Genomic DNA, 20,357 nt, shown 5'->3' on the forward strand with positions numbered 1-20,357 from the left:
TATTATTTTCTTGAACCCGGCTTTTGTAATTCCATTAAGCTATCGTTGCGTCGCACTCTTGTGCTTTCTGTTCAATATTGATCTGAACGTTGAAGTGAGTGACGCAACAGGCGATGCTCAAAGAATTATTTGTTGACCTCCACAGAAGATTTCTTTTGTAACAATACTTTCTTGTAATCCGTAGGGAACACTTTTACAAAATGCTGCAATTGGTTCTCGAAATCTTTTAATACAAATTGTGCAACGGTGCTGCCGGTGTAATCAAAATGCTTCTGCACCATGCTGTGTAATTCTTTTGCATCGCTTTCTTCGAGTGGATCAAGCTCCACCATTTCCGTGTTGCACATTGAAGCAAACTTGCCCTGCACGTCATACACATAAGCAATGCCGCCGCTCATGCCTGCAGCAAAGTTGCGGCCGGTATCTCCGAGAATAACTGCAAGGCCGCCGGTCATGTATTCGCAGCCATGATCGCCGACGCCTTCAACAACCACACGAGCACCGGAATTGCGCACACAGAAACGTTCACCAGCTTTACCACGAATGTATGCTTCTCCGGCAGTTGCACCGTAGAAGGCTACGTTACCAATCACAATGTTTTCTTCCGGCACAAATGATGATTGCTTGGAAGGATAAATGATAAGCTTAGCACCACTTAGCCCTTTACCAAAATAATCATTCGCATCACCTTCTACTTCGAAGGTTACACCTTTGGTATTGAATGCAGCAAAGCTCTGACCCGCAGTACCATTGAATTTGTAACGGATGGTATCTTCAGGCAAGCCTTCTGCCTTATATATTTTAGTGATCTCGTTGCAGAGAATTGTTCCGGTAGTTCTGTCGGTATTTTTTATATCGAATGTCGCCGTAACTTTTTGTTTGGATGCTAATGCAGGCTTAGCAGTTTCGAGCAATTTCCAGTCAAGCACACCAGCTAATCCATGATCCTGTTCTTCCTGCTTGTAAAGGCCCACATATTCATTTGCGGGTTCTTTGTAAAGGATTGGAGAAAGGTCAAGCTTGCTGTATTTCCAGTGATGAATATTTTCTCTCATTCCTAAAACATCTGCCTGGCCGATCATTTCATTTACCGTTCTGAAACCAAGCTCAGCCATGATCTCCCTGAATTCCTGTACAAGGAATTTGAATAAATTAATTACATGCTCCGGATCTCCGGTAAATCTCTTACGCAATTCAGGATCTTGTGTTGCCACACCCACAGGGCATGTGTTCAAATGGCACTTGCGCATCATTATGCAACCCTCTGTTACAAGTGCAGCAGTCGCAACGCCCCATTCTTCAGCACCAAGTAAAGCTGCAATGGCAATATCACGACCAGTCTTTAACTGGCCATCAGTTTGCACTGTAACACGACTGCGCAATTTATTTTTTACCAGCGTTTGATGTGTTTCAGCAAGACCAAGTTCCCATGGTAAACCTGCATGCTTGATTGAGCTGATCGGTGATGCACCGGTACCACCATCGTGGCCTGAGATCAATATCACATCAGCTTTTGCTTTTGCAACACCAGCAGCAATGGTACCAACACCTGCTTTGGAAACTAGCTTAACATTGATACGAGCTGAACGGTTTGCATTCTTTAGATCGAATATTAATTGAGCAAGATCTTCAATAGAATAAATATCATGATGGGGTGGCGGAGAAATCAAACCAACACCGGGTGTAGCGTGACGGGTTCTTCCAATCCAGTCATCAACTTTGTGGCCAGGCAACTGACCACCTTCGCCTGGTTTTGCGCCCTGCGCCATTTTTATTTGCAATTCATCAGCTTCAGTAAGATAATAGCTGGTAACACCAAAACGTGCAGACGCCACCTGTTTGATAGCGGAACGCATACTATCACCATTTGGTAAAGGTGTATAGCGAATATCATCTTCACCTCCTTCACCTGTATTACTCTTCCCACCAAGACGGTTCATTGCAATTGCCAGTGTTGTATGAGCTTCCCACGAAATAGAACCAAAGCTCATAGCGCCCGTTGCAAAACGCTTATAGATATTTTCAGCGGGTTCTACTTCTTCAATTGAAATGGATGGTCTGTTGGGATTGAATTTAAATAAACTGCGAAGTGTGCATGCTTTTTCGCTCTGATCATTTACCAGTTTTGAATACTTCTTGAAAGTATTGTAATCATTCATGCGGGTAGCATATTGCAACAGATGAATAGTTTGTGGATTAAATAAATGGAATTCACCTTTGCGTTTCCATTGATATAGCCCACCAATATTCAACCTTTCTACAGGTATTTCTTTGCGGCTGAAAGCAAGATAATGTTTGGTCAGTGTTTCGCTACTGATCTCATCCAGCCCCATACCTTCAATACGTGAAGTTGCACCTGTAAAATATTTATCAACCACTTCCCTGTTCAGCCCAATGATCTCAAATATTTGTGCACCCTGGTATGATTGCAAAGTGGAGATACCCATTTTGGAAAATACTTTCAGCAAGCCATCACAAACGGCTTTCACATAATTCTTCTTAAGATATTCTACATCAAGTTCTGTTTGCATTTTTCCGGAAAGCTTCAGGTCTCTGATAGTCGATAAAGCGAGGTAAGGATTAATTGCTGTTGCACCAAAAGCTAGTAAGCATGCAAAATGATGCACTTCCCATACATCACCGGCTTCTACAATGATCCCAACTTTGCCACGTAATCCTTTTCTTATAAGGTGATGGTGAACAGCGGCTGTTGCAAGCAAAGAAGGCATTGCAGCATGATCACTATCGACTGCACGATCGCAAAGTACCAATACTTCGAAACCGTCGTGTACAGCATCTTCTGCATAGCGGCAAAGACGATCAAGTCCCCTTTTTAAAGATCCGGTATTACCATCTGCACGGAAATAAGTCTGTAAAGTTTTTGCCTGGAAAATGCCTGTATCAATACTTCTTATTTGTTCCAGTTCATGATTGTTCAAAACAGGATGTTTCAATGCAACTGTATGACATGATAAAGGATCTTCAGTAAGCAGGTTATCATTATTACCAACAAATGCAGCAAGAGACATTACCATTCTTTCGCGGATAGGATCTATCGGCGGATTGGTAACCTGCGCAAATAATTGTTTAAAATAAGAAGACAGATGTTGTGGCTGATCACTCAAAATGGCCAAAGGCACATCTGTTCCCATAGAACCGATAGGCTCCTTACCATCCAATGCCATTGGTGTTATAAGTGTTTCCAGGTCTTCGGTTGTATACCCAAATGCTTTATGATATTTAAAAATCTGGTCGCTTTCCAGATGCGTGAACATCACCCTTGGCTCAGGTAATTCTTCTAACCGGATCTTGTATTTATTCAACCATTCACCATAAGGTTTTTGTGAACAGATTGTTTGCTTCAATTCCTCATCGCTTATGATACGACCTTGTTCCATATCAACCACGAACATTTTGCCTGGTTGAAGTCTTCCTTTTTCTTTTATCAACGAAGGATGTATTGGTAATGCACCTGTTTCTGATGCCATGATAACACGGTCATCTGATGTAACGCAATAACGTGATGGGCGCAATCCATTTCTATCAAGTGTAGCACCAATAATCTTTCCATCTGTAAAAGAAATGGAAGCCGGGCCATCCCATGGTTCCATCATGGAAGCATGGTATTCATAAAATGCTTTCTTCACCGGGTCCATCATATCATTACCATCCCATGCTTCTGGTATTAGCATCATCATTACATGTGGCAACGAACGGCCCGTAAGCGTAAGCAGTTCTATCATATTATCCAAACAGGCTGAATCACTCTGACCGCCTGTTACAATTGGCAATAACATATCCATTTCTTCTTTCGTGAAGAACGGAGACACAAAACCATGCTCACTCGTTTTGAGCCAGTTAATATTTCCCTGCACTGTATTGATCTCTCCATTATGCGCTATATAGCGGAATGGTTGTGCCAGCTTCCAGGAAGGAAATGTATTTGTTGCAAAACGAGAATGCACAAGGCCAAAAGCAGAAACCACTCTTTTATTGGAAAGGTCAGGAAAATAATCTCTCACCTGGCTGCTGATAAGCTGGCCTTTATAGATTACTGTTTTATAAGATAAGGAAGCCATATAAAAGCCTATTTCATCTTTGCGAACAGTACTGTTAATAGTATGCGTAGCATAGTTACGCAATACATAAAGTTTGCGCTCAAAATCTAAGGGGTTACTAATATGATCCGGACAGATGATGAATACCTGCTCAATTTCGGGTTCTACGGAAAGTGCAGTAAGGCCTATATTGGTTGGATTAACAGGGACTTTCCTGTATGTAAGTATTTCAAGCCCCAGCTTTTCTGCGCAGCGACTAAAAATTTCACGGCATTCTTCACGCAGGCGAATTTCTCTTGGGAAGAAAATTACGCCCACACCATATTTGCCAAATGGTGGAAGGTGCACACCTAATTTACTGCATTCATCAAAAAAAAATTCGTGAGGAGTCTGGATCATAATACCGGCGCCATCACCAGTATTATTTTCACAACCGCATGCTCCGCGGTGTTCCATATTTTCCAATACAGTCAATGCATCAGAAATATTCTTATGGCTTTTGTTTCCTTTGATATTAGCAACGAAACCAATACCACACGCATCATGTTCAAAGGAAGGATCATAAAGTCCTGCCATACGCTTTTGTTCAGTCATACACGGTTCACTTAATTATTAACAAATCAAGGCAGGCAATCGCTATAAAATTACGAATGAAATCGCAATTTTAATTGACAATTTTCAAACAATCTATAAAACTATTACGAAATCATGTAAAGATAGCCGTTTTTTTGCAAAAATTTCTGCTAACAATAGTTAGGATGACCCCTATTCAAATTTCGGGGTTATTTATTGGGGACAGGCATTAAAGCTTTGAGCGTCTTTCGTTGTGTCACTCCCTTGTACGGCCGGATCTTTGATCAGCAAATATGCAAATGCACAAATGAACAATTGACGATAAAACTCACTCTATAATTTCTATAAAATAATCTGCAGGAAATACTGAAGTATCTACCTTTTTTTCTTTATCAAATATTCCATAGAAAGTGCTTCCGCTTCCACTCATAGATGCATAAATAGCACCACTGTTATATAGTGTTTCCTTTAAGTCTTTCATTTGCGCGTATGTGGTAACGACAAGCTCTTCAAAATCATTTACCAATTTATCTTTCCACTGTTCAACAGGTTTTTTAATAATTTCTTTTACAGAGTATGCCGCTATTGCAGGTTTTATTTGCGAGAATGCCCGGCCCGTATTAATATGAATACCCGGATTTACTATTGCAAGTTTATATTTTGAAAGATCAAGGTTTATTTCTTCGAGCACTTCTCCCCTTCCTGTTGCAAAACATGGCTTATTGATAATGAAAAAAGGACAATCACTGCCAAGCTGCAGTGCATAACTGATCAGTTGATTTGTTGATAAGCCAAGATTGAATTTATTATTTAATAAGGTCAGGGTAAAAGCAGCGTCAGCACTTCCGCCTCCAAGCCCTGCACCCATCGGAATTGTTTTGTGCAAATGCATTTTAATGGCCGGTAACTCAGGGAAGTTCTTCTTTAAAAGCCGGTATGCCTGTATGCAAAGATTATCTTCTTCAACGCCATCAATATTTAACCCGGAAGATGAAAATTCAATTTGATCTTTTGCAGTTGACTTTTCTACAGGAATTATTTCTAAAGCATCATTGAGATTAACAGGATAGAAAACAGTTTCAAGATCGTGGTAGCCGTCTGCTCTTTTGCCGATGATATTAAGGCCAAGATTTATCTTACAGTTAGGAAAATTTACCACTTTTACGATTGTTTATGTTGAATACACATTTGGCTTAAGCCATTCAGATATACAACATTGCCACGTCTTTAAACACGTGGCAATGTTAATTTTATTTTATTGGCTTTAGCCAAACTTATATTTATCGTTTGAAGAATACAGAATCTGAATGTACAAGCGTGCGACGCAACAAAAGTTAAATGCTTATTCAACAGCCGGGCTCAAAAAATTCATTTACTTTCTTTTATTGATCTCGTCGCGAATGGCAATTGCCCGTATATAATCTTCCTGCTCCAGCACATCGTTTAACAGTGTGTTCAATTCTTCAATGCTCATTTTGGCAAGCTCTTCACGGGAAGCTTCGGAAACTTCATCTACGGGTATATCAGAAGATTTCTTTTTGTTATTGTCTTCCATAAGAATGCCGGCGCTTTCAAGAATATGATCAAAGGTGTAAATAGGACAACCAAAGCGTACTGCAAGAGCCAAAGCGTCGCTGGTGCGACTGTCTATTTCTACTGTGTCGTGCTCGCTTACACATACAAGCTTGGAATAAAAAATACCTTCCTGCAGATCATTGATGACTATTTCCATCAACTCTACATTAAAGGCATTCATAAAATTTTTCATCAGGTCATGTGTAAGCGGACGGCTGGGTTGCATTCTTTCTAATGCAACAGCAATAGCCTGTGCTTCAAAGCCACCGATTACAATGGGCAGACGACGCAAACCATTAACCTCGCCCAACACAACTGCATAGGAATGTGTTTGGGTGATACTATGTGAAAGCGCCACGATTTCCAGTTCTATCTTCTTCATAATCCGTACAGGAATGTTTCTTATGCTGGCAAAAGTAAAGATTTAAGTCATTAAAATATATTTTGGAAAACAGGAAGCTTTAACCTGCATAAATGTGTGGGGAAAATATCTTTTGAAATCTAAGAAAAAGCCGCTGTTCGGTAACAGCGGCTTATACACATGAGATAATATTGAGAATAATATTACAGGTCTGTTGTCTTTAATTCTTTGGGGAATTTTACATTGATCGTTTGAGACTTTCCATCTCTTAGAATATCAAATTTCAAGGTATCGCCATCCTTCACTTCTTTCATGGCGTCTTTTAATGTTTCCAAAGACGAAATTGCTTTGCCATTTATGGTTGTAATAATATCATCTTGTTCAATACCTGCTTTACCGGCTGGTTCATCTTCATCCACATCAAGCACTTTTACGCCTTTGCTGTCTTCGGTTTCCTGCACTTGCAGGCCAAGTCTTGGCTTTCTGTCCCATCTGCCTGAAAAACCATCGCCCAAGCCCTGCACACGTGGCGCCATGTCAAATTTAAAATTATGATTCATATTTCCATCACCATTATTCCATGAAAAGACCTTCACTTGTTTATTCTCACCAAGTTTTACGTCCACTTTATTTTCTTTGCCTCCGCGTTTGTAGGTAATCGATACCTTATCTTCCGGTTTGTATTTACCTATGGCTTTATAAAGGTCATCTGCATCTGCAATCTTATCATCATTCACTTTTGTTATCACATCATCTTCTTTCAATCCTGCTTTTTCTGCAGCACTTTCTTTGGTAATTTCTGTTATCAATGCACCATCAGCTACTTTTTTCGTCATTACGCCCAGGAATGCTTTGTTGCTGCGTATCTCACGCATAAAGTCATCATTCATAATATTGAAACCTGCCCCGGGAGCCAGTGTTCCTGCCATGGCCATCGGTGGCATAAACATGTCGCGATCATGCAATATTTCAATATCATCATTTTTATAATCTTCAACAGGCTTGCCATTGATGGTTACTTTATCCCCATCAATAACAATGGTCATTTTTTCTTTAGAGTCCCCTTTTTTTCTGATAATTACATCACCATCTTTTTTTTCTGTGGTTTTTTCTTTTTCATCCTGTGCCAGGATACCTGTCGCAATACCTAAGCTCAATGAAAATAATAGTGGTTTGATTAAGGCTTTCATATTTACTTTTTTATATTCCTACGAAGTTTTTAGTAGATCAAATGTAGAGATAATTTTCAAATACGAAAAGTTTCGGAAATGTTAAATCACTTATGAGCCGACAAATGAATATCTGTGAAGCTTTTGTTGCATCGCACACTTGTACTTTCTGATTGTAAAGCATCAAAAAAAAGCTTGCAAACAGCTTGCATCTTTTAAAATAGATTATTAAATTTAGTTCATGACCCCAAACCTTGTAGGCTATAAAAAATTTCCTTTTACCAGGTTACTGTTCTCGCTCATTACAGGCATCCTTATAGAATGGTACCTGCAGATTTATCTGAAGACAATTTTATTTGTATTCATTTTTGCTTGCGCCTTACTTTTATTCTATACGTTTCTTTCCCTTTCCCAGAGATTTATTTTGCGCTGGCTACATGGGTTAGCAATATTAATATTGGTAATGACATTTGGTGCCACTATCATGTATGTAAAAGATATAAGGCATCAACCGGACTGGTACAATAACAATTATACAAGTACAAGTCCTGTACTTGTTACCATAGAAGAACCCCTTGTTGTCAAAACCAATTCGTACAAAGCTTTAGCAACAGTAAATGCAGTTTACAATAATGGAAGATGGCAGCAGACCAACGGAAAAATTCTTGTTTATTTAAAGAAAGAAGAGATACATCCTCAAATTGATTATGGAACGCAAATTGTGATTCAAAAACCATTACAGGAAATAACCAATAGTGGTAACCCTGGTGGATTTGATTATAAACGTTATTGCCTCTTCCATGATATTACGGCACAGGTATTCTTAAAAGAAAATGAGTATGCTGTTTTACCAACAAAAAATATTAACTGGTTAGATAAAACGCTGTTTACTTTAAGAGATGTAACCATAAATGCGTTACAACAAAATATTCCCGATGAAAAAGAACAAGGTGTTGCAGAAGCATTACTAATAGGCTACAGGGAAGATCTCGATAAAGACCTGGTACAGGCTTATAGCAACACAGGAGTTGTACACATTATTGCAATTAGTGGGTTGCATTTAGGAATGATATATGCCGCAATGGTCTGGATATTTTCTTTCTTTAAACAAAATAGAACAAGTAGGATATTTAAAGCTATTATTATTCTTTTTGTCTTGTGGACTTTTACATTAATTGCAGGTGCCGTGCCTTCTATAATGCGCTCGGCAGTCATGTTTACTTTTATTGTAATTGGTGATCTGTTGAGCAAACGATCCAATATGTACAATGCACTTGCAGCTTCTGCTTTTTGCATGTTGGTATATGATCCGTTCACTTTATGGGATGTTGGTTTCTTATTATCGTATGCCGCTGTTATAAGTATTATCACCTTTCAGAAGCCTATTTATAACTGGCTTTATTATCAAAACAAACTGCTTGATAAAGTTTGGGGATTAGCCTCAGTAACATTATCTGCGCAAATACTTACTATCCCTATTGTAATATTTTATTTTCATCAATTTCCAAACTTTTTTCTAATTACAAATTTCATAGCGGTTCCATTGTCCGGTTTTATTTTATGTGGTGAAGTGATCTTACTTGCTCTTTCTTTTATAACATCATTAGCCAACCTAATAGGAACTCTTGTTGACTATATGATATACTGGCTGAACAGTTTTATCGAAAACATCAATACACTACCCATTGCTGTATGGAATAATCTTCAGTTAAGCGTATTTCAAACATGGATGCTTTTTGGAATATTCATTTGTGTTTGCATATGGCTCATGTTGAAATCTTCGAAAGCATTCATAACATCAATTGCTTTTGCGTGTATGTTTTTTATATCGTTAAGCTTTAATTACACCGAACGAAATCAACAAGAAAAACTGATTGTCTATAATGTTCCTAAGCAATGTGCTATAGATGTAATCCAGGGAAATCATTATTCATTTACCGGTGATAGCATTTTATTACAAGATGGTTTTCTTCGCAATTTTCATCTTAAACCTGCACGTGTTCTTTACAGAACGGAGCCCGCAACAACAAATGCTTTGAAAGAAAATCAGGTGACTAATATGGATGGCAAAAAAATTTTGCTTCTTACCCAAAGCATGCCACGCCAAAAGTATCAAACTAAAATACCTGTTGATATCCTCATCATCGCACATAATCCACGCATCTACATAAACCAGTTACAGCAGGCATTTGATTGCAAACTGATCGTTTTCGACAGCAGCAATCCGCTGTGGAAAATACAGCTATGGAAAAAAGATTGCGACAGCCTACATTTGCGCTTCCATTCAACACCAGATGATGGTGCATTTGTAATGGATCTTTAGTTATTTATTTTTTTGAGCCCGGCTTTTGTAACACAGATTTAGCTTTCGTTGCGTCGCACTCTTGTACGCTTTGTTCAATATTGATTTGAACGATGCAGTGAGTGACACAACAGGCGATGCCATAAAATACTTAAGCCAGCAACAAAAACTTCTTATAAACCTTCGCATCATGCAAAAGAAAATTCAGTCAGCATTGATCTCTGTTTTTTACAAAGATGGTCTTGAACCACTGGTAAAAGAATTAAACCGTTTGGGAGTTACTATTTACTCAACAGGTGGTACGCAAAAATTTATCGAGGACCTTGGCATTAGTTGTGTACCTGTTGAAAATCTTACAACATATCCATCGATATTGGGTGGTCGTGTAAAAACCCTGCACCCGGCGGTGTTTGGCGGTATTCTTGGCAGACGCGATGTAGAGCAGGATCTAAAAGAAATGCAGGAATATAAAATACCTGAAATTGATTTGGTAATCGTTGATCTTTATCCGTTCGAAGAAACATTGCGTAATACAACTGAAGAAAAACTGATCATTGAAAAAATAGATATCGGCGGACCGTCTATGATTCGTGCCGCAGCAAAAAATTTCCGTGACCTTGTTGTGATCGCAGCAAAAGATGATTATGCAGGCTTGGTTGAATTGTTGCAAAATCAAAATGGCGCAACTTCCATTGAACAACGTAAATCCTATGCGGCAAAGGCTTTTGACGTAGTGATGAATTATGATATTGCAATCAACAATTATTTCAACGGAACCATTTTAAAACCATTAACGCATAAACAATCGATGCGTTATGGTGAGAACCCTCATCAAAAAGCATCTTTCTTTGGTGATCTTACAGAAGTGTTTACGCAGTTAAATGGTAAAGAACTTTCTTACAATAATCTTGTAGATGTTGATGCAGCCGTTCAGATAATACAAGAATTTACAGATACAACTTTTGCCATTATAAAACACACCAATGTTTGCGGCGTTGCTGCAAGACCAACCGTAAAAGAAAGCTGGGATGCAGCATTAGCAGGCGATCCCGAAAGTGCATTTGGTGGCGTACTTGTTTGTAACGGAACAATTGACAAAGCAACTGCTGAAGCCATCAATGAAATATTCTTTGAAGTATTGATCGCACCGGGATTTGACGGAGATGCATTAGCTATTTTAAAAAGCAAGAAGAACAGAATATTGCTCGAATTAAAAGATCAAAAGTCAAAAGTCAAAACACAGTTCAAGTCGGTTCTTAATGGCACATTGGTGCAAGACAACGATGAAGGCAACTATGCAGAATGGAAAGAAGTTGGTGGCAGAGAAACAACTGCAACTGAGAAAGATAACCTTGCTTTTGCAAACATTGTTTGCAAACATCTTAAGAGCAACGCAATTGCATTGATAAAAGATAAACAACTCGTTGGCAAAGGTTGCGGGCAAACAAGTCGTGTTGATTCATTGCGTCAAAGTATTACCAAAGCAAAACAATTTAATTTTGATCTGCATGGTGCGGTACTTGCAAGCGATGCATTCTTTCCGTTCAATGACTGCGTGCAGATAGCACATGCAGAAGGTATTGAAGCTTTCATTCAACCCGGCGGATCAGTACGCGATAAAGACAGCATTGAATATTGTGTACAAAATAATCTTGCAATGGTGATGACCGGGTTGAGACATTTTAAACATTAACGACAGCATTCCATTTTATTGGATACAGGAATTAAAAATAAAGCCTATTTCGCACTAACTGCTACCAGTATCATCTGGGGCACCACATGGGTTGCCAGCAGAATTGGCGTAGAAGATGTGCCGGGTCTACAGGTATCTTATTTAAGGCAGTTCATTGCGGGCTGCCTTTTACTTGTATTCTTTTTTGCACGAGGAGAAAAATTACCAACATGGCAACAGTTTCGTTGGTTATTCATTCTTTCCATTTTCATGTTTGTGCTTGCAAATGGTTTCAGTACATGGAGTGTAAAATATATTCCGAGTGGCTTGGCTTCACTCATTAGTGCGCTTGCGCCAATTTGTGTAGTGCTTATCGATCTTGTTTTTTTCAAGCAATTTAAAAATACACCGTTAACGTTTATTGGTTTGTTTATCGGCTTTGCGGGTGTTGCAATTGTGTTTTATGAAAATGCTTTTCACGAACAACCGGAAGGTTATGCACTCGGTATCATCTATGGTTTTATTGCAATGATCGGCTGGAGTATCGGAACCATTTTTATTACAAGAAACAAATACAATATCAATCCGTATTACGCAATGGGTTGGCAAATGTTTCTCAGTTCTTTTATGATCTTTGCGCTTGCAAAAATTACCAATCAGAATATTCCTATAAATGAAGTTTCGCTGAAAACATGGGGCGCCATTGCATACCTTATTATCATGGGTTCTATATTCGCGTTTGCTGCATTTATTTATTCCATAAAATATTTGCCAACTGCCATCGCATCGCTCTATGCTTACATTAATCCAATCGTTGCCATGTTATTCGGCACGTTAATTCTGGATGAGCCACTCACAATAAATTTATTACTTGGCGCAATCGTTACATTGGTTGGTGTGTATATTGTAAACTACAGTGTAAAGAAGACATAATTTTTTTGTGAAACCAACCACAGAATAAGCATTAAGCTTTTCTTGCGTCGCACTCTTGTACGTTCAAATCAATACTCAATAATGATCAGCCAAAATTTCTTTTTAAAAAATCTGCATACATATTTCTCCAGGGAAGCCATTCTTTTTGTTCCGTTACAAAGTGATTGTGAAAGATGGTGATCAAATCACCGTCAACAGATTTTATTACATCATGATATTGCTGTAATTCTGCCGCTGCTTGCTTCGCAGTATAGTGTTGTTCAAAATATGAGTTGGCTTCCATGAAGCAGAAAGGATGAACTAATAAAGGTGTTTGCTCTTCTTTTTCTAAGTCATACCAACAAAAGGAAGATGCAACAGAGGCCCTGAAACCATTAATGCTGCCATATCCCATAGAAAAATCATTTTTGATTTGGTTATCAATAAGCAAACGATAAGTTTGAGGCAAGGTCATTCTTATATAATGTTGACGGCTCATTGTAACAGCTTTGCCCGTGATATTTTTAAAAATAGAAATCTCTTTCTTCAAAATATTTTCATCGTCACCACTTTGCCATGATGGGTGAATGCCAACACTATATTTTGCATTATGAGTTTTGATTAAACCCTGCATTGCATTTGTGTATGGAGAAAGATTTTTATCATAGCCTTTTCTATTTTCTGCAAGCAGGAAAAAGTAATATGGTTGTAGATTATATTTTACATGCAATTCATCAAGCCATTGATAAGTATCAAAGGGATCTCCACCTAACCCAATCATTGCAAAAAAACGCTGAAAATAACTTTTGAAGTTTGCTGTTCCAAGATCTTTTGAAAGTCCAAGCGTATTTTTTAAGAAGGGATGATTTCTGAATGCATAAGCTATATCAATGTCATAAGTTGGCAGAAAGGTGAATGATGAATGATAAATCTTGAATGTAGAAAATTTTTGCTTCAGCATTTTTTTAAATTCTTCAATCCATAAATTGATCAAAGGCAAATGCAAAAAATCTTCTTTAAAAGCTAAGCTATTTGGATGCGCATACCTGCTATACATATCTTTTTCATGCGGCAGATATTCTTCGTAGCGTGCCAGCAAATAAAATGAAGCAGAAAAAATATCGAATGGAATATCACCACCAGATTTAAAAAAAAATTTCAGATCATTCCATTGAAAACATTCAGCTTTCTGTTGTTGAATATTATTTTCAAATAACAACGCATGAGGTTGAATCCAAAGCTCCCGTTGAGTTACAGAAGAAGATGAATAATTTATCTTTATAGCATCGGTTTGCTGAAACAGGTCGGCATCATTTGTAATAATAATTTCATCATTGATCTGTTTGCTGAAAAAATCAATGATGTAAGAAAGCCTTGTACTTATTTGTGTGGAGTAAAGAAGTATTTTCATTCAGTCTCGTGATGAATAAAGATAAGAAAGTACAAGTGAGTGACACAACGAAGATGCTATGAAAAACAAAAGCCGGTAAATAAAAACTATTTCGTCTCTTCCTGTTCTTTCCACATTTCATTAAAAGTCTTCTTACTAAAATTAAGATCACTTCTATGTGTAGTCCACCCTTTGAAAACTTTATTTACAACCCAGTTTTTTAAGTTACCGTTTCCCATATTCATCATACCGCGATTTAGACTTGCCTGTTTCCATACTTTCCACGCAATGCGCTCTGCAAAAGAACTATCACCTTCTTCAACCGCTTCGTGACGGTTCTCTAACAATAACTCATGAAGATTAATTTTTACCGCGCAAACTTCTGTGCAATTACCACACAACGAGGAAGCATAACTAAGATGTTTATATTCATCAATGCCTTTAAGATGTGGCGTTATAACGCTCCCTATGGGACCGCTGTAAGTTGTTTCATAAGCATGACCACCAATATTTTTATAAACAGGGCATGCGTTCAAACAGGCGCCACAACGAATGCAATACAATGCTTCGCGTGTCTTTGCATTTGCCAGCAAATTTGTGCGTCCATTATCTAACAGGATCACATACATTTCTTCCGGTCCATCCACTTCATTTGCTTGTTTTGGGCCGGTAACTATCGTGTTATAAACCGTAACGCGTTGCCCAGTTCCATACGTTGCAAGCAATGGCCAGAACAATGCAAGATCATTTATAGAAGGAATTACTTTTTCAATGCCAACAATTACAATATGCGTTTTAGGAAATGCGCAACTCAATCTTGCGTTACCTTCATTTTCTGTTACAGCGATGCCACCAATATCAGCAATGATAAAGTTTGCGCCAGTAACACCAACTTCCGCCTGCACATATTTTTCACGCAGCTTTTGACGAGCGACAAGCGTTAATTGTTCAGGCGATAAAGATGGATTAGTGCCTAACTTTTCTGCAAATAATTTTGCCACATCTTCTTTGCTTTTGTGCATAGCAGGCGTAACTATGTGATAAGGTGGCTCGCCATCCAGTTGCTGAATGTATTCGCCAAGATCAGTTTCTACACTTTCAATTCCCAAAGATTCAAGATGATGATTAAGATGAATTTCTTCAGTAACCATGCTCTTGCTCTTCACCAATGTTTTGCAATTTTTTGCTTTGCAGATATTTTCTATTTCCTGAAGCGCTTCCTCTGAAGTATCGGCCCAGATTACTTTTGCGCCACGTGCAGAAATTTTATTTTCAAATTCCTCCAGATACGTATCTAAATTTTCAATGGCACGCCACTTTGCATTCTTCGCTCTTTCCCGCGCAGTAGCAACATCAGCAAATTGTTGCTTGCCAATGGGCACGACAGCATTGTATTTACCAATGTTGAAATTGATCTTGCGCCGATGATCTAAATCAGTTGCTTTGATCGTACTCTTTGCAATAAAAGATGATGCTGTTTCGGTCATGCAATTATTAAATATTTTTTTGAGCCAAACTTTAGAATTCAATTAAGCTTTCGTTGCGTCGCACTCTTGTACGCTTAGAACTTCATTCCGCACCCGGAATTAATCTTTACCGATATGTTCTGCCGTTGCTGCTAATGCTTCATAAAATTCTTCACCGTATTTGCGTATAATGGATTCTTTCAGGAAAATATACACCGGCACTTTCAATTTCTTGCCAAGGTTACATGCTGCTTTGCAAAGATCTTCACGAGGCTCGTAGTTTACATATTCGAGATCAGGGTCCTGCCTGCTTTTCTTTATACGAATAGGAAAGAGATGGCAACTGATGGGTTTTTTCCAACTAAGTTTTCCATCGTTGTAAGCCTGTTCAATGCTACATTTTAAAATGCCTTTGTCATCTCGAAAACCATAAGCACACATTTCTCCTCTTATAGTTGGTGTAACCCAGCCATAAGTGGTATCGTAGGTATATTTCCCAAGTTTTTCTATTGCCGTTTTTCCTGCTTCGGTAAGATATGGTTCTATGATGTTGTAATTACTAATGAGTTCATCAAGTTCATTAAGTTCAAGCGGTGCACCTGCATCTCCATCTTCGCAACAACCGCCTTTGCATTTGCTGAGATCGCAAACGAATTGTTCTTCTATAATGTGGTCGCTGATTAGTTTATTATCTATTGCTATCATGTTGCCCCCATCCCCCTAAAGAGGAGTTTAAATTTTAATAGCGAAGATACGCTATGTTGAAGAAAGAACTGAACGATGAAGAGAGTGACACAACAGGCGATGCTATTTATTCTAAAGCTTATAAACAAAAAGCTATTTCGTCCACTTAAATGTGCTGATAAGATGCATAAGGTCCTGCACCAAAAAATCATTTACCGGTTTTAATGAATCCTGGTTCGGTGTTGTGTCGAAATATAATGCGCCGCGTAGAAAATGTTGCGACGAATCAGTAAGAAAAAATTGATTGGCGGTAGCTACATCTCCGCTTACTTTGAAGTATGTTCCATGAATACCGTTTTCTGTTGATATAAGCGAATCGTTGATGGCGCTGGCTTTCACAGATTGTTTGTTGGTGAGATTATAAGCGTCGTTCAATAATTTATCGAGCTTGTTTGCACCAATTTTTTTGTAGCTTACGTACACACGCCCGTTGAACTGAGGGAACTCAACATTGATCCACCAGGGGTTTTCAGGAGCATCTCCAAAGAAGCTGCTGTCTCTTACAATCTTTGCATAAGTTGGATATTCAAATGTGTAAGGAAAGCCGGGCTCATTAAAAGTTTGATAAGATTTTTTTGGAAAATCTATATTGAAGTAACCAGTTGGCTTTGGAACATACGGGCTGTTGCAGGCAGATAATAACAAAACGGATAAACTGCAGATGAAATAACGTAATGAATGTTTGCTCCGCCTGTATGATATATAAGTCACAAATAAATTTTTAGATCGTTTTAGGCCTTATAGTAATTTTTATTTTTTGCAGACGGTTTCTTGCAATTTCAAGTACTGTAAAATCAAAGTCTCCAACATTTACTACAGCATTAATTCTTGGAAATTCTCCTGCTATCTCAAGCACAAGACCGGCGAGTGAATCACTTTCTCCCTTAACCCCATTAAAGGTATCCATCGGAAGCTGCATAAATTTACAAACATCACTTACAGAAGTGCGGCCATCGAAAATGTAGTTATAATCGTCAAGTTTTTTAAAGCCGCTTTCTTCATCATCAAATTCATCTTTAATTTCACCAATAACCTCTTCTAAAATATCTTCCAATGTAACGATACCGCTGGTTCCGCCAAACTCATCTACCACCACTGCAAAATGAACACGCTTAGCCTGGAACTCCTGCAGCAAGTCATCTATCAATTTATTTTCGTGTACAAAATAAGGCTGACGCATAAGAAAATGCCAGTCAAAATCATCATCATTATCAAGATAAGGCAATATATCTTTTGTGTTAATAATGCCAACCACTTCGTCAAGATCATCTTTATACACAGGAAGCCTGCTATAATGTAATTCTTCTATCCTTTTTACCAGTTCTTTAAAAGAAGCTTTGTGATCGATGCCACTCACATCAAGCCTTGTGCGCATGATCTGCTTTACAAAAATGTTACTGAACTTTGCAATACCTTTTAAGATGTCTTTCTCTTTGGTTGTATTCTCATCATCACCGGGCGTAGTAGTATCAATAGCATCATAGATTTCTTCCATCCTCTTTGCCCGGCCTGAATTACGGGAGAACCTTCTTTCTACAGCATCTGAATGCCGCATAAACCATGCACCAGGTCTCTTAAAGATGTAAAAAACACCTTCTGCGATCACCCCAAAATCTTTTGCGTACCTGATATTATTCTGACGTGCCAGTATCTTCGGCATTATTTCGCAAAACAATACCAATATAACAGCGACCACCACTACTTTAATTACAAATTCTAACCACTGATATTCAGCTTTGGTAATATCATCTAAAAGAATATTAAGGATAATGATGATACCAATATTGAAAAAACTGTTCGCAAGAATAAAAGAAGCGAAAAGTTCTTTAGGTTGTTCCAGCAGATCTATAACCCTGTTGTAAGGTGGCTGTTGCTTTGTTTTGAGCAGGTTGATATCTTTATTAGTGAGAGAAAAGAAAGCAACTTCTGCACCTGATACCACGAATGAGAAGAATATCAGGATAAGCAGCAAAATAATAAGCGCCGTGGTACTTCGCGGGTCAATAGATGCAAGATAAGCTGGATGTATATATTGAAAATGGGACACTGCAACAGTTTCCAAACGATTCGATTTTGATTACAAAGCTAAATTATAATGGCACGCCATTATCAGCGTGCCAATATTAAGAAATATTATTAAAAGAGGGCAGTTTAAAACGGCAGACCTTCGGCCGGTTCGTCTGCTATCGGCGGAATATCTCCGCCGGGGAAAGGTTCTGCGCCGTCAGTAACACCGGGCGCCGGATGATATCCGCCACTGCCATCATTACGTTTATCAAGCATTATCAGGTTATCACCTACAATTTCTGTAGCAAATTTTTTATTGCCTTCCCTATCGTCCCAACTGCGGGTTCGCAATCTTCCTTCCACATAAATCAAACTCCCTTTATGCAAATATTTTTGCGCCAGTTCTGCAAGACCCCGCCACAATACTACTGTGTGCCACTCTGTTTGTGAGATCAGTTTTCCAGCCCTGTCTTTGTAAGTTTCTGTAGTGGCTAATGGAAATTTGGCAACTGCAATGTTTCCCTCGAGGTACTGAACATCCGGGTCTTTACCAAGGTTGCCAATCAACATTACTCTGTTTACTCCTCTCATACAACTTATTTTTTATTCGCCGGTGATAATATAACCCTTGTCACTCTAAAATTATAAAAAAACCAGCTAAACAAATAAGTTAAAGTGCTAAAAAAGAGCAGGCTGTACATTTTTAGTTTCAAGATGCTGGTTAATAAAAGCCGGAAATGGTAAATGTGCCATCTCCTGTGCAGATAGCCATAAGCTATCTTTTGTTTTCAATTTTGGGGGAATGTTATTTAATTTAACCACAATAAAATGCCCTTTTATATGCTGATGTGTTAGTTGCTGTGACGCGGCGGTTGTAATCAGTTTTACTTCATGGCTGTCAATTCCCAACTGCTGTTTAAGAAAGTCAGCGATCATCTTTTTATCCCATTCCCGGTGTGATGCAGATTCTATCAAATAGAACTCAAAAAGATTTTGCCATATATCTTTTTCAGTCCTTTTACGTACAAATGTTTTTTCTCCGGCCTCGAAAATAAAGTAAGAAAACCAGCGCTGTTTTTTACTAAGTACCTTTTCTTTTACCGGTAATTTATTTACTGTTGCAGCTTGATATGCTTTACATATTTTGTTAAGCATACATCCTGCACACAATGGCAGCATTGGTTTGCAAACGGTTGCTCCAAAATCCATGATAGCCTGATTATAAAGGCCTGGACTTTTTTTATCGAGCATTTTATCTGCAAGCTCTTTAAATTGTTTTTTACCTTCTGTGGTATCAATGGGTGTTGCAATCCCAAAAACTCTTGAAAGTATTCTGAATACATTGCCATCCACTACAGCATAAGGCAGGTCAAAACAAAAAGAAGCAATTGCAGCAGCTGTATATGGGCCAACCCCTTTCAATGCTACGATCTTTTCGTATGTGGATGGAAATTTTCCTTTATAATTTTTATTGATAAAACGGGCAGTATGCAATAAATTTTTGCAACGTGTATAATAGCCCAAGCCTTCCCACAATTTAAATACTTCTTCATCTTTTGCTTTGGCTAAAAGTCTTATATCAGGGTATTTTTTTACGAAACGTTCATAATATGCCCAGCCTTGTTCCACACGTGTTTGCTGTAAAATTATTTCGCTTAACCAAACTTTGTAAGGATTCTTTTCACCTTTCCATGGCATAGGCCTGTCATTCTGTTCCTTATTCCATTGCATCAAAAGCCTTTCAAATCCTGCATCTTGCATAAATCAGAAAAATTAATTGCTATTATGTTAATTATCAAATTAAAAGACTATTTTAGTCATATTGAACCGGGCATTTTATTCTACACTCATCGTCTCTTGCGTCGCACTCTTGTACCCTCTGTACTTAATGCAGCAAAGATGAAAGTTAAGCTGATAATTAGAAAGCTGGTTTGAGTATTATTTTACATTTTATATACTTCTTTTCTAAAAAAACTAAAACAAAAAAGTCAAAAAATATTAATCGGTGTTGCCAGGTGCTGAATAACATTGCTACAGCTAAAGTGTGCGACGCAACAGGATTTGACTGACGATTTAAAGCCGGGCACATAAATATTTATATCTTTACAAAGCATTGCTATTCAGACAA

At 38.2% G+C, this 20,357-nt stretch carries 14 protein-coding genes; 3 read left to right on the forward strand and 11 right to left on the reverse strand.

Going from position 1 to position 20,357, the window contains the following annotated elements; genetic code table 11:
* Window positions 1-125 precede the first annotated feature (125 nt).
* The 4 genes from gltB to FRZ67_RS07120 form a co-directional block, all read right to left on the reverse strand.
* Window positions 126-4,634, reverse strand: coding sequence for a glutamate synthase large subunit (gltB, locus tag FRZ67_RS07105; RefSeq protein WP_225975538.1), 4,509 nt, complete (start codon window positions 4,632-4,634; stop codon window positions 126-128).
* Window positions 4,635-4,959: 325 nt separating this feature from the next.
* Window positions 4,960-5,790 (reverse strand): 4-(cytidine 5'-diphospho)-2-C-methyl-D-erythritol kinase, encoded by an 831-nt coding sequence (gene ispE, locus FRZ67_RS07110; RefSeq protein WP_147188871.1) that lies wholly within the window; start codon window positions 5,788-5,790, stop codon window positions 4,960-4,962.
* Between the two features lie 213 nt (window positions 5,791-6,003).
* Window positions 6,004-6,588, reverse strand: coding sequence for a bifunctional nuclease family protein (locus FRZ67_RS07115; RefSeq protein ID WP_147188872.1), 585 nt, complete (start codon window positions 6,586-6,588; stop codon window positions 6,004-6,006).
* A 182-nt stretch (window positions 6,589-6,770) separates the two neighbouring features.
* Window positions 6,771-7,757, reverse strand: coding sequence for a PDZ domain-containing protein (locus FRZ67_RS07120; RefSeq protein WP_147188873.1), 987 nt, complete (start codon window positions 7,755-7,757; stop codon window positions 6,771-6,773).
* A 220-nt stretch (window positions 7,758-7,977) separates the two neighbouring features.
* Here FRZ67_RS07120 and FRZ67_RS07125 point away from each other — a divergent pair, with 220 nt between their 5' ends.
* The 3 genes from FRZ67_RS07125 (at window position 7,978) to FRZ67_RS07135 (ending at window position 12,643) form a co-directional block, all read left to right on the forward strand.
* On the forward strand, window positions 7,978-10,059 hold the full coding sequence (locus FRZ67_RS07125; protein WP_147188875.1) for a ComEC/Rec2 family competence protein: 2,082 nt from the start codon (window positions 7,978-7,980) through the stop codon (window positions 10,057-10,059).
* 169 nt (window positions 10,060-10,228) lie between these two features.
* Window positions 10,229-11,731: a bifunctional phosphoribosylaminoimidazolecarboxamide formyltransferase/IMP cyclohydrolase gene (gene purH / locus FRZ67_RS07130; RefSeq protein WP_147188876.1), complete on the forward strand. Its 1,503-nt coding sequence runs from the start codon at window positions 10,229-10,231 to the stop codon at window positions 11,729-11,731.
* An 18-nt stretch (window positions 11,732-11,749) separates the two neighbouring features.
* Window positions 11,750-12,643, forward strand: coding sequence for a DMT family transporter (locus tag FRZ67_RS07135; protein ID WP_147188877.1), 894 nt, complete (start codon window positions 11,750-11,752; stop codon window positions 12,641-12,643).
* Between the two features lie 85 nt (window positions 12,644-12,728).
* Here FRZ67_RS07135 and FRZ67_RS07140 read toward each other — a convergent pair whose 3' ends face one another.
* From FRZ67_RS07140 to mutY, 7 genes are all read right to left on the reverse strand, one after another.
* Window positions 12,729-14,033 (reverse strand): polysaccharide deacetylase family protein, encoded by a 1,305-nt coding sequence (locus tag FRZ67_RS07140; RefSeq protein ID WP_147188878.1) that lies wholly within the window; start codon window positions 14,031-14,033, stop codon window positions 12,729-12,731.
* Window positions 14,034-14,119: 86 nt separating this feature from the next.
* Window positions 14,120-15,499 (reverse strand): LutB/LldF family L-lactate oxidation iron-sulfur protein, encoded by a 1,380-nt coding sequence (locus tag FRZ67_RS07145; RefSeq protein ID WP_147188880.1) that lies wholly within the window; start codon window positions 15,497-15,499, stop codon window positions 14,120-14,122.
* Between the two features lie 99 nt (window positions 15,500-15,598).
* The gene (locus tag FRZ67_RS07150; RefSeq protein WP_147188881.1) at window positions 15,599-16,183 is read right to left on the reverse strand and encodes a DUF3109 family protein; all 585 of its coding nucleotides are present in this window, start codon (window positions 16,181-16,183) and stop codon (window positions 15,599-15,601) included.
* Between the two features lie 132 nt (window positions 16,184-16,315).
* Window positions 16,316-16,933: a gliding motility lipoprotein GldD gene (gldD, locus tag FRZ67_RS07155; RefSeq protein ID WP_225975539.1), complete on the reverse strand. Its 618-nt coding sequence runs from the start codon at window positions 16,931-16,933 to the stop codon at window positions 16,316-16,318.
* 10 nt (window positions 16,934-16,943) lie between these two features.
* A complete protein-coding gene (gene gldE, locus FRZ67_RS07160; protein ID WP_147188883.1) occupies window positions 16,944-18,284 on the reverse strand; it encodes a gliding motility-associated protein GldE in 1,341 nt (446 codons plus the stop codon).
* Window positions 18,285-18,373: 89 nt separating this feature from the next.
* Entirely contained in the window at window positions 18,374-18,820 is a 447-nt protein-coding gene (locus FRZ67_RS07165; protein ID WP_147188884.1) for a single-stranded DNA-binding protein, read from the reverse strand.
* Between the two features lie 87 nt (window positions 18,821-18,907).
* On the reverse strand, window positions 18,908-19,990 hold the full coding sequence (gene mutY, locus FRZ67_RS07170) for an A/G-specific adenine glycosylase (RefSeq protein ID WP_147188886.1): 1,083 nt from the start codon (window positions 19,988-19,990) through the stop codon (window positions 18,908-18,910).
* Between the last annotated feature and the right edge of the window lie 367 nt (window positions 19,991-20,357).

The organism is Panacibacter ginsenosidivorans (genome assembly GCF_007971225.1).
GTDB classification, from domain to species: Bacteria; Bacteroidota; Bacteroidia; order Chitinophagales; family Chitinophagaceae; genus Panacibacter; species Panacibacter ginsenosidivorans.

Bases quoted from the DNA above. Each gene is read 5' to 3' on its own strand.
- gltB (WP_225975538.1), bottom strand. From the start codon at position 4,634: ATGGCAGGACTTTATGATCCTTCCTTTGAACATGATGCGTGTGGTATT.
- FRZ67_RS07115 (WP_147188872.1), bottom strand. From the start codon at position 6,588: ATGAAGAAGATAGAACTGGAAATCGTGGCGCTTTCACATAGTATCACC.
- FRZ67_RS07120 (WP_147188873.1), bottom strand. From the start codon at position 7,757: ATGAAAGCCTTAATCAAACCACTATTATTTTCATTGAGCTTAGGTATT.
- FRZ67_RS07125 (WP_147188875.1), top strand. From the start codon at position 7,978: ATGACCCCAAACCTTGTAGGCTATAAAAAATTTCCTTTTACCAGGTTA.
- purH (WP_147188876.1), top strand. From the start codon at position 10,229: ATGCAAAAGAAAATTCAGTCAGCATTGATCTCTGTTTTTTACAAAGAT.
- FRZ67_RS07140 (WP_147188878.1), bottom strand. From the start codon at position 14,033: ATGAAAATACTTCTTTACTCCACACAAATAAGTACAAGGCTTTCTTAC.
- FRZ67_RS07145 (WP_147188880.1), bottom strand. From the start codon at position 15,499: ATGACCGAAACAGCATCATCTTTTATTGCAAAGAGTACGATCAAAGCA.
- FRZ67_RS07150 (WP_147188881.1), bottom strand. From the start codon at position 16,183: ATGATAGCAATAGATAATAAACTAATCAGCGACCACATTATAGAAGAA.
- FRZ67_RS07165 (WP_147188884.1), bottom strand. From the start codon at position 18,820: ATGAGAGGAGTAAACAGAGTAATGTTGATTGGCAACCTTGGTAAAGAC.
- mutY (WP_147188886.1), bottom strand. From the start codon at position 19,990: ATGCAAGATGCAGGATTTGAAAGGCTTTTGATGCAATGGAATAAGGAA.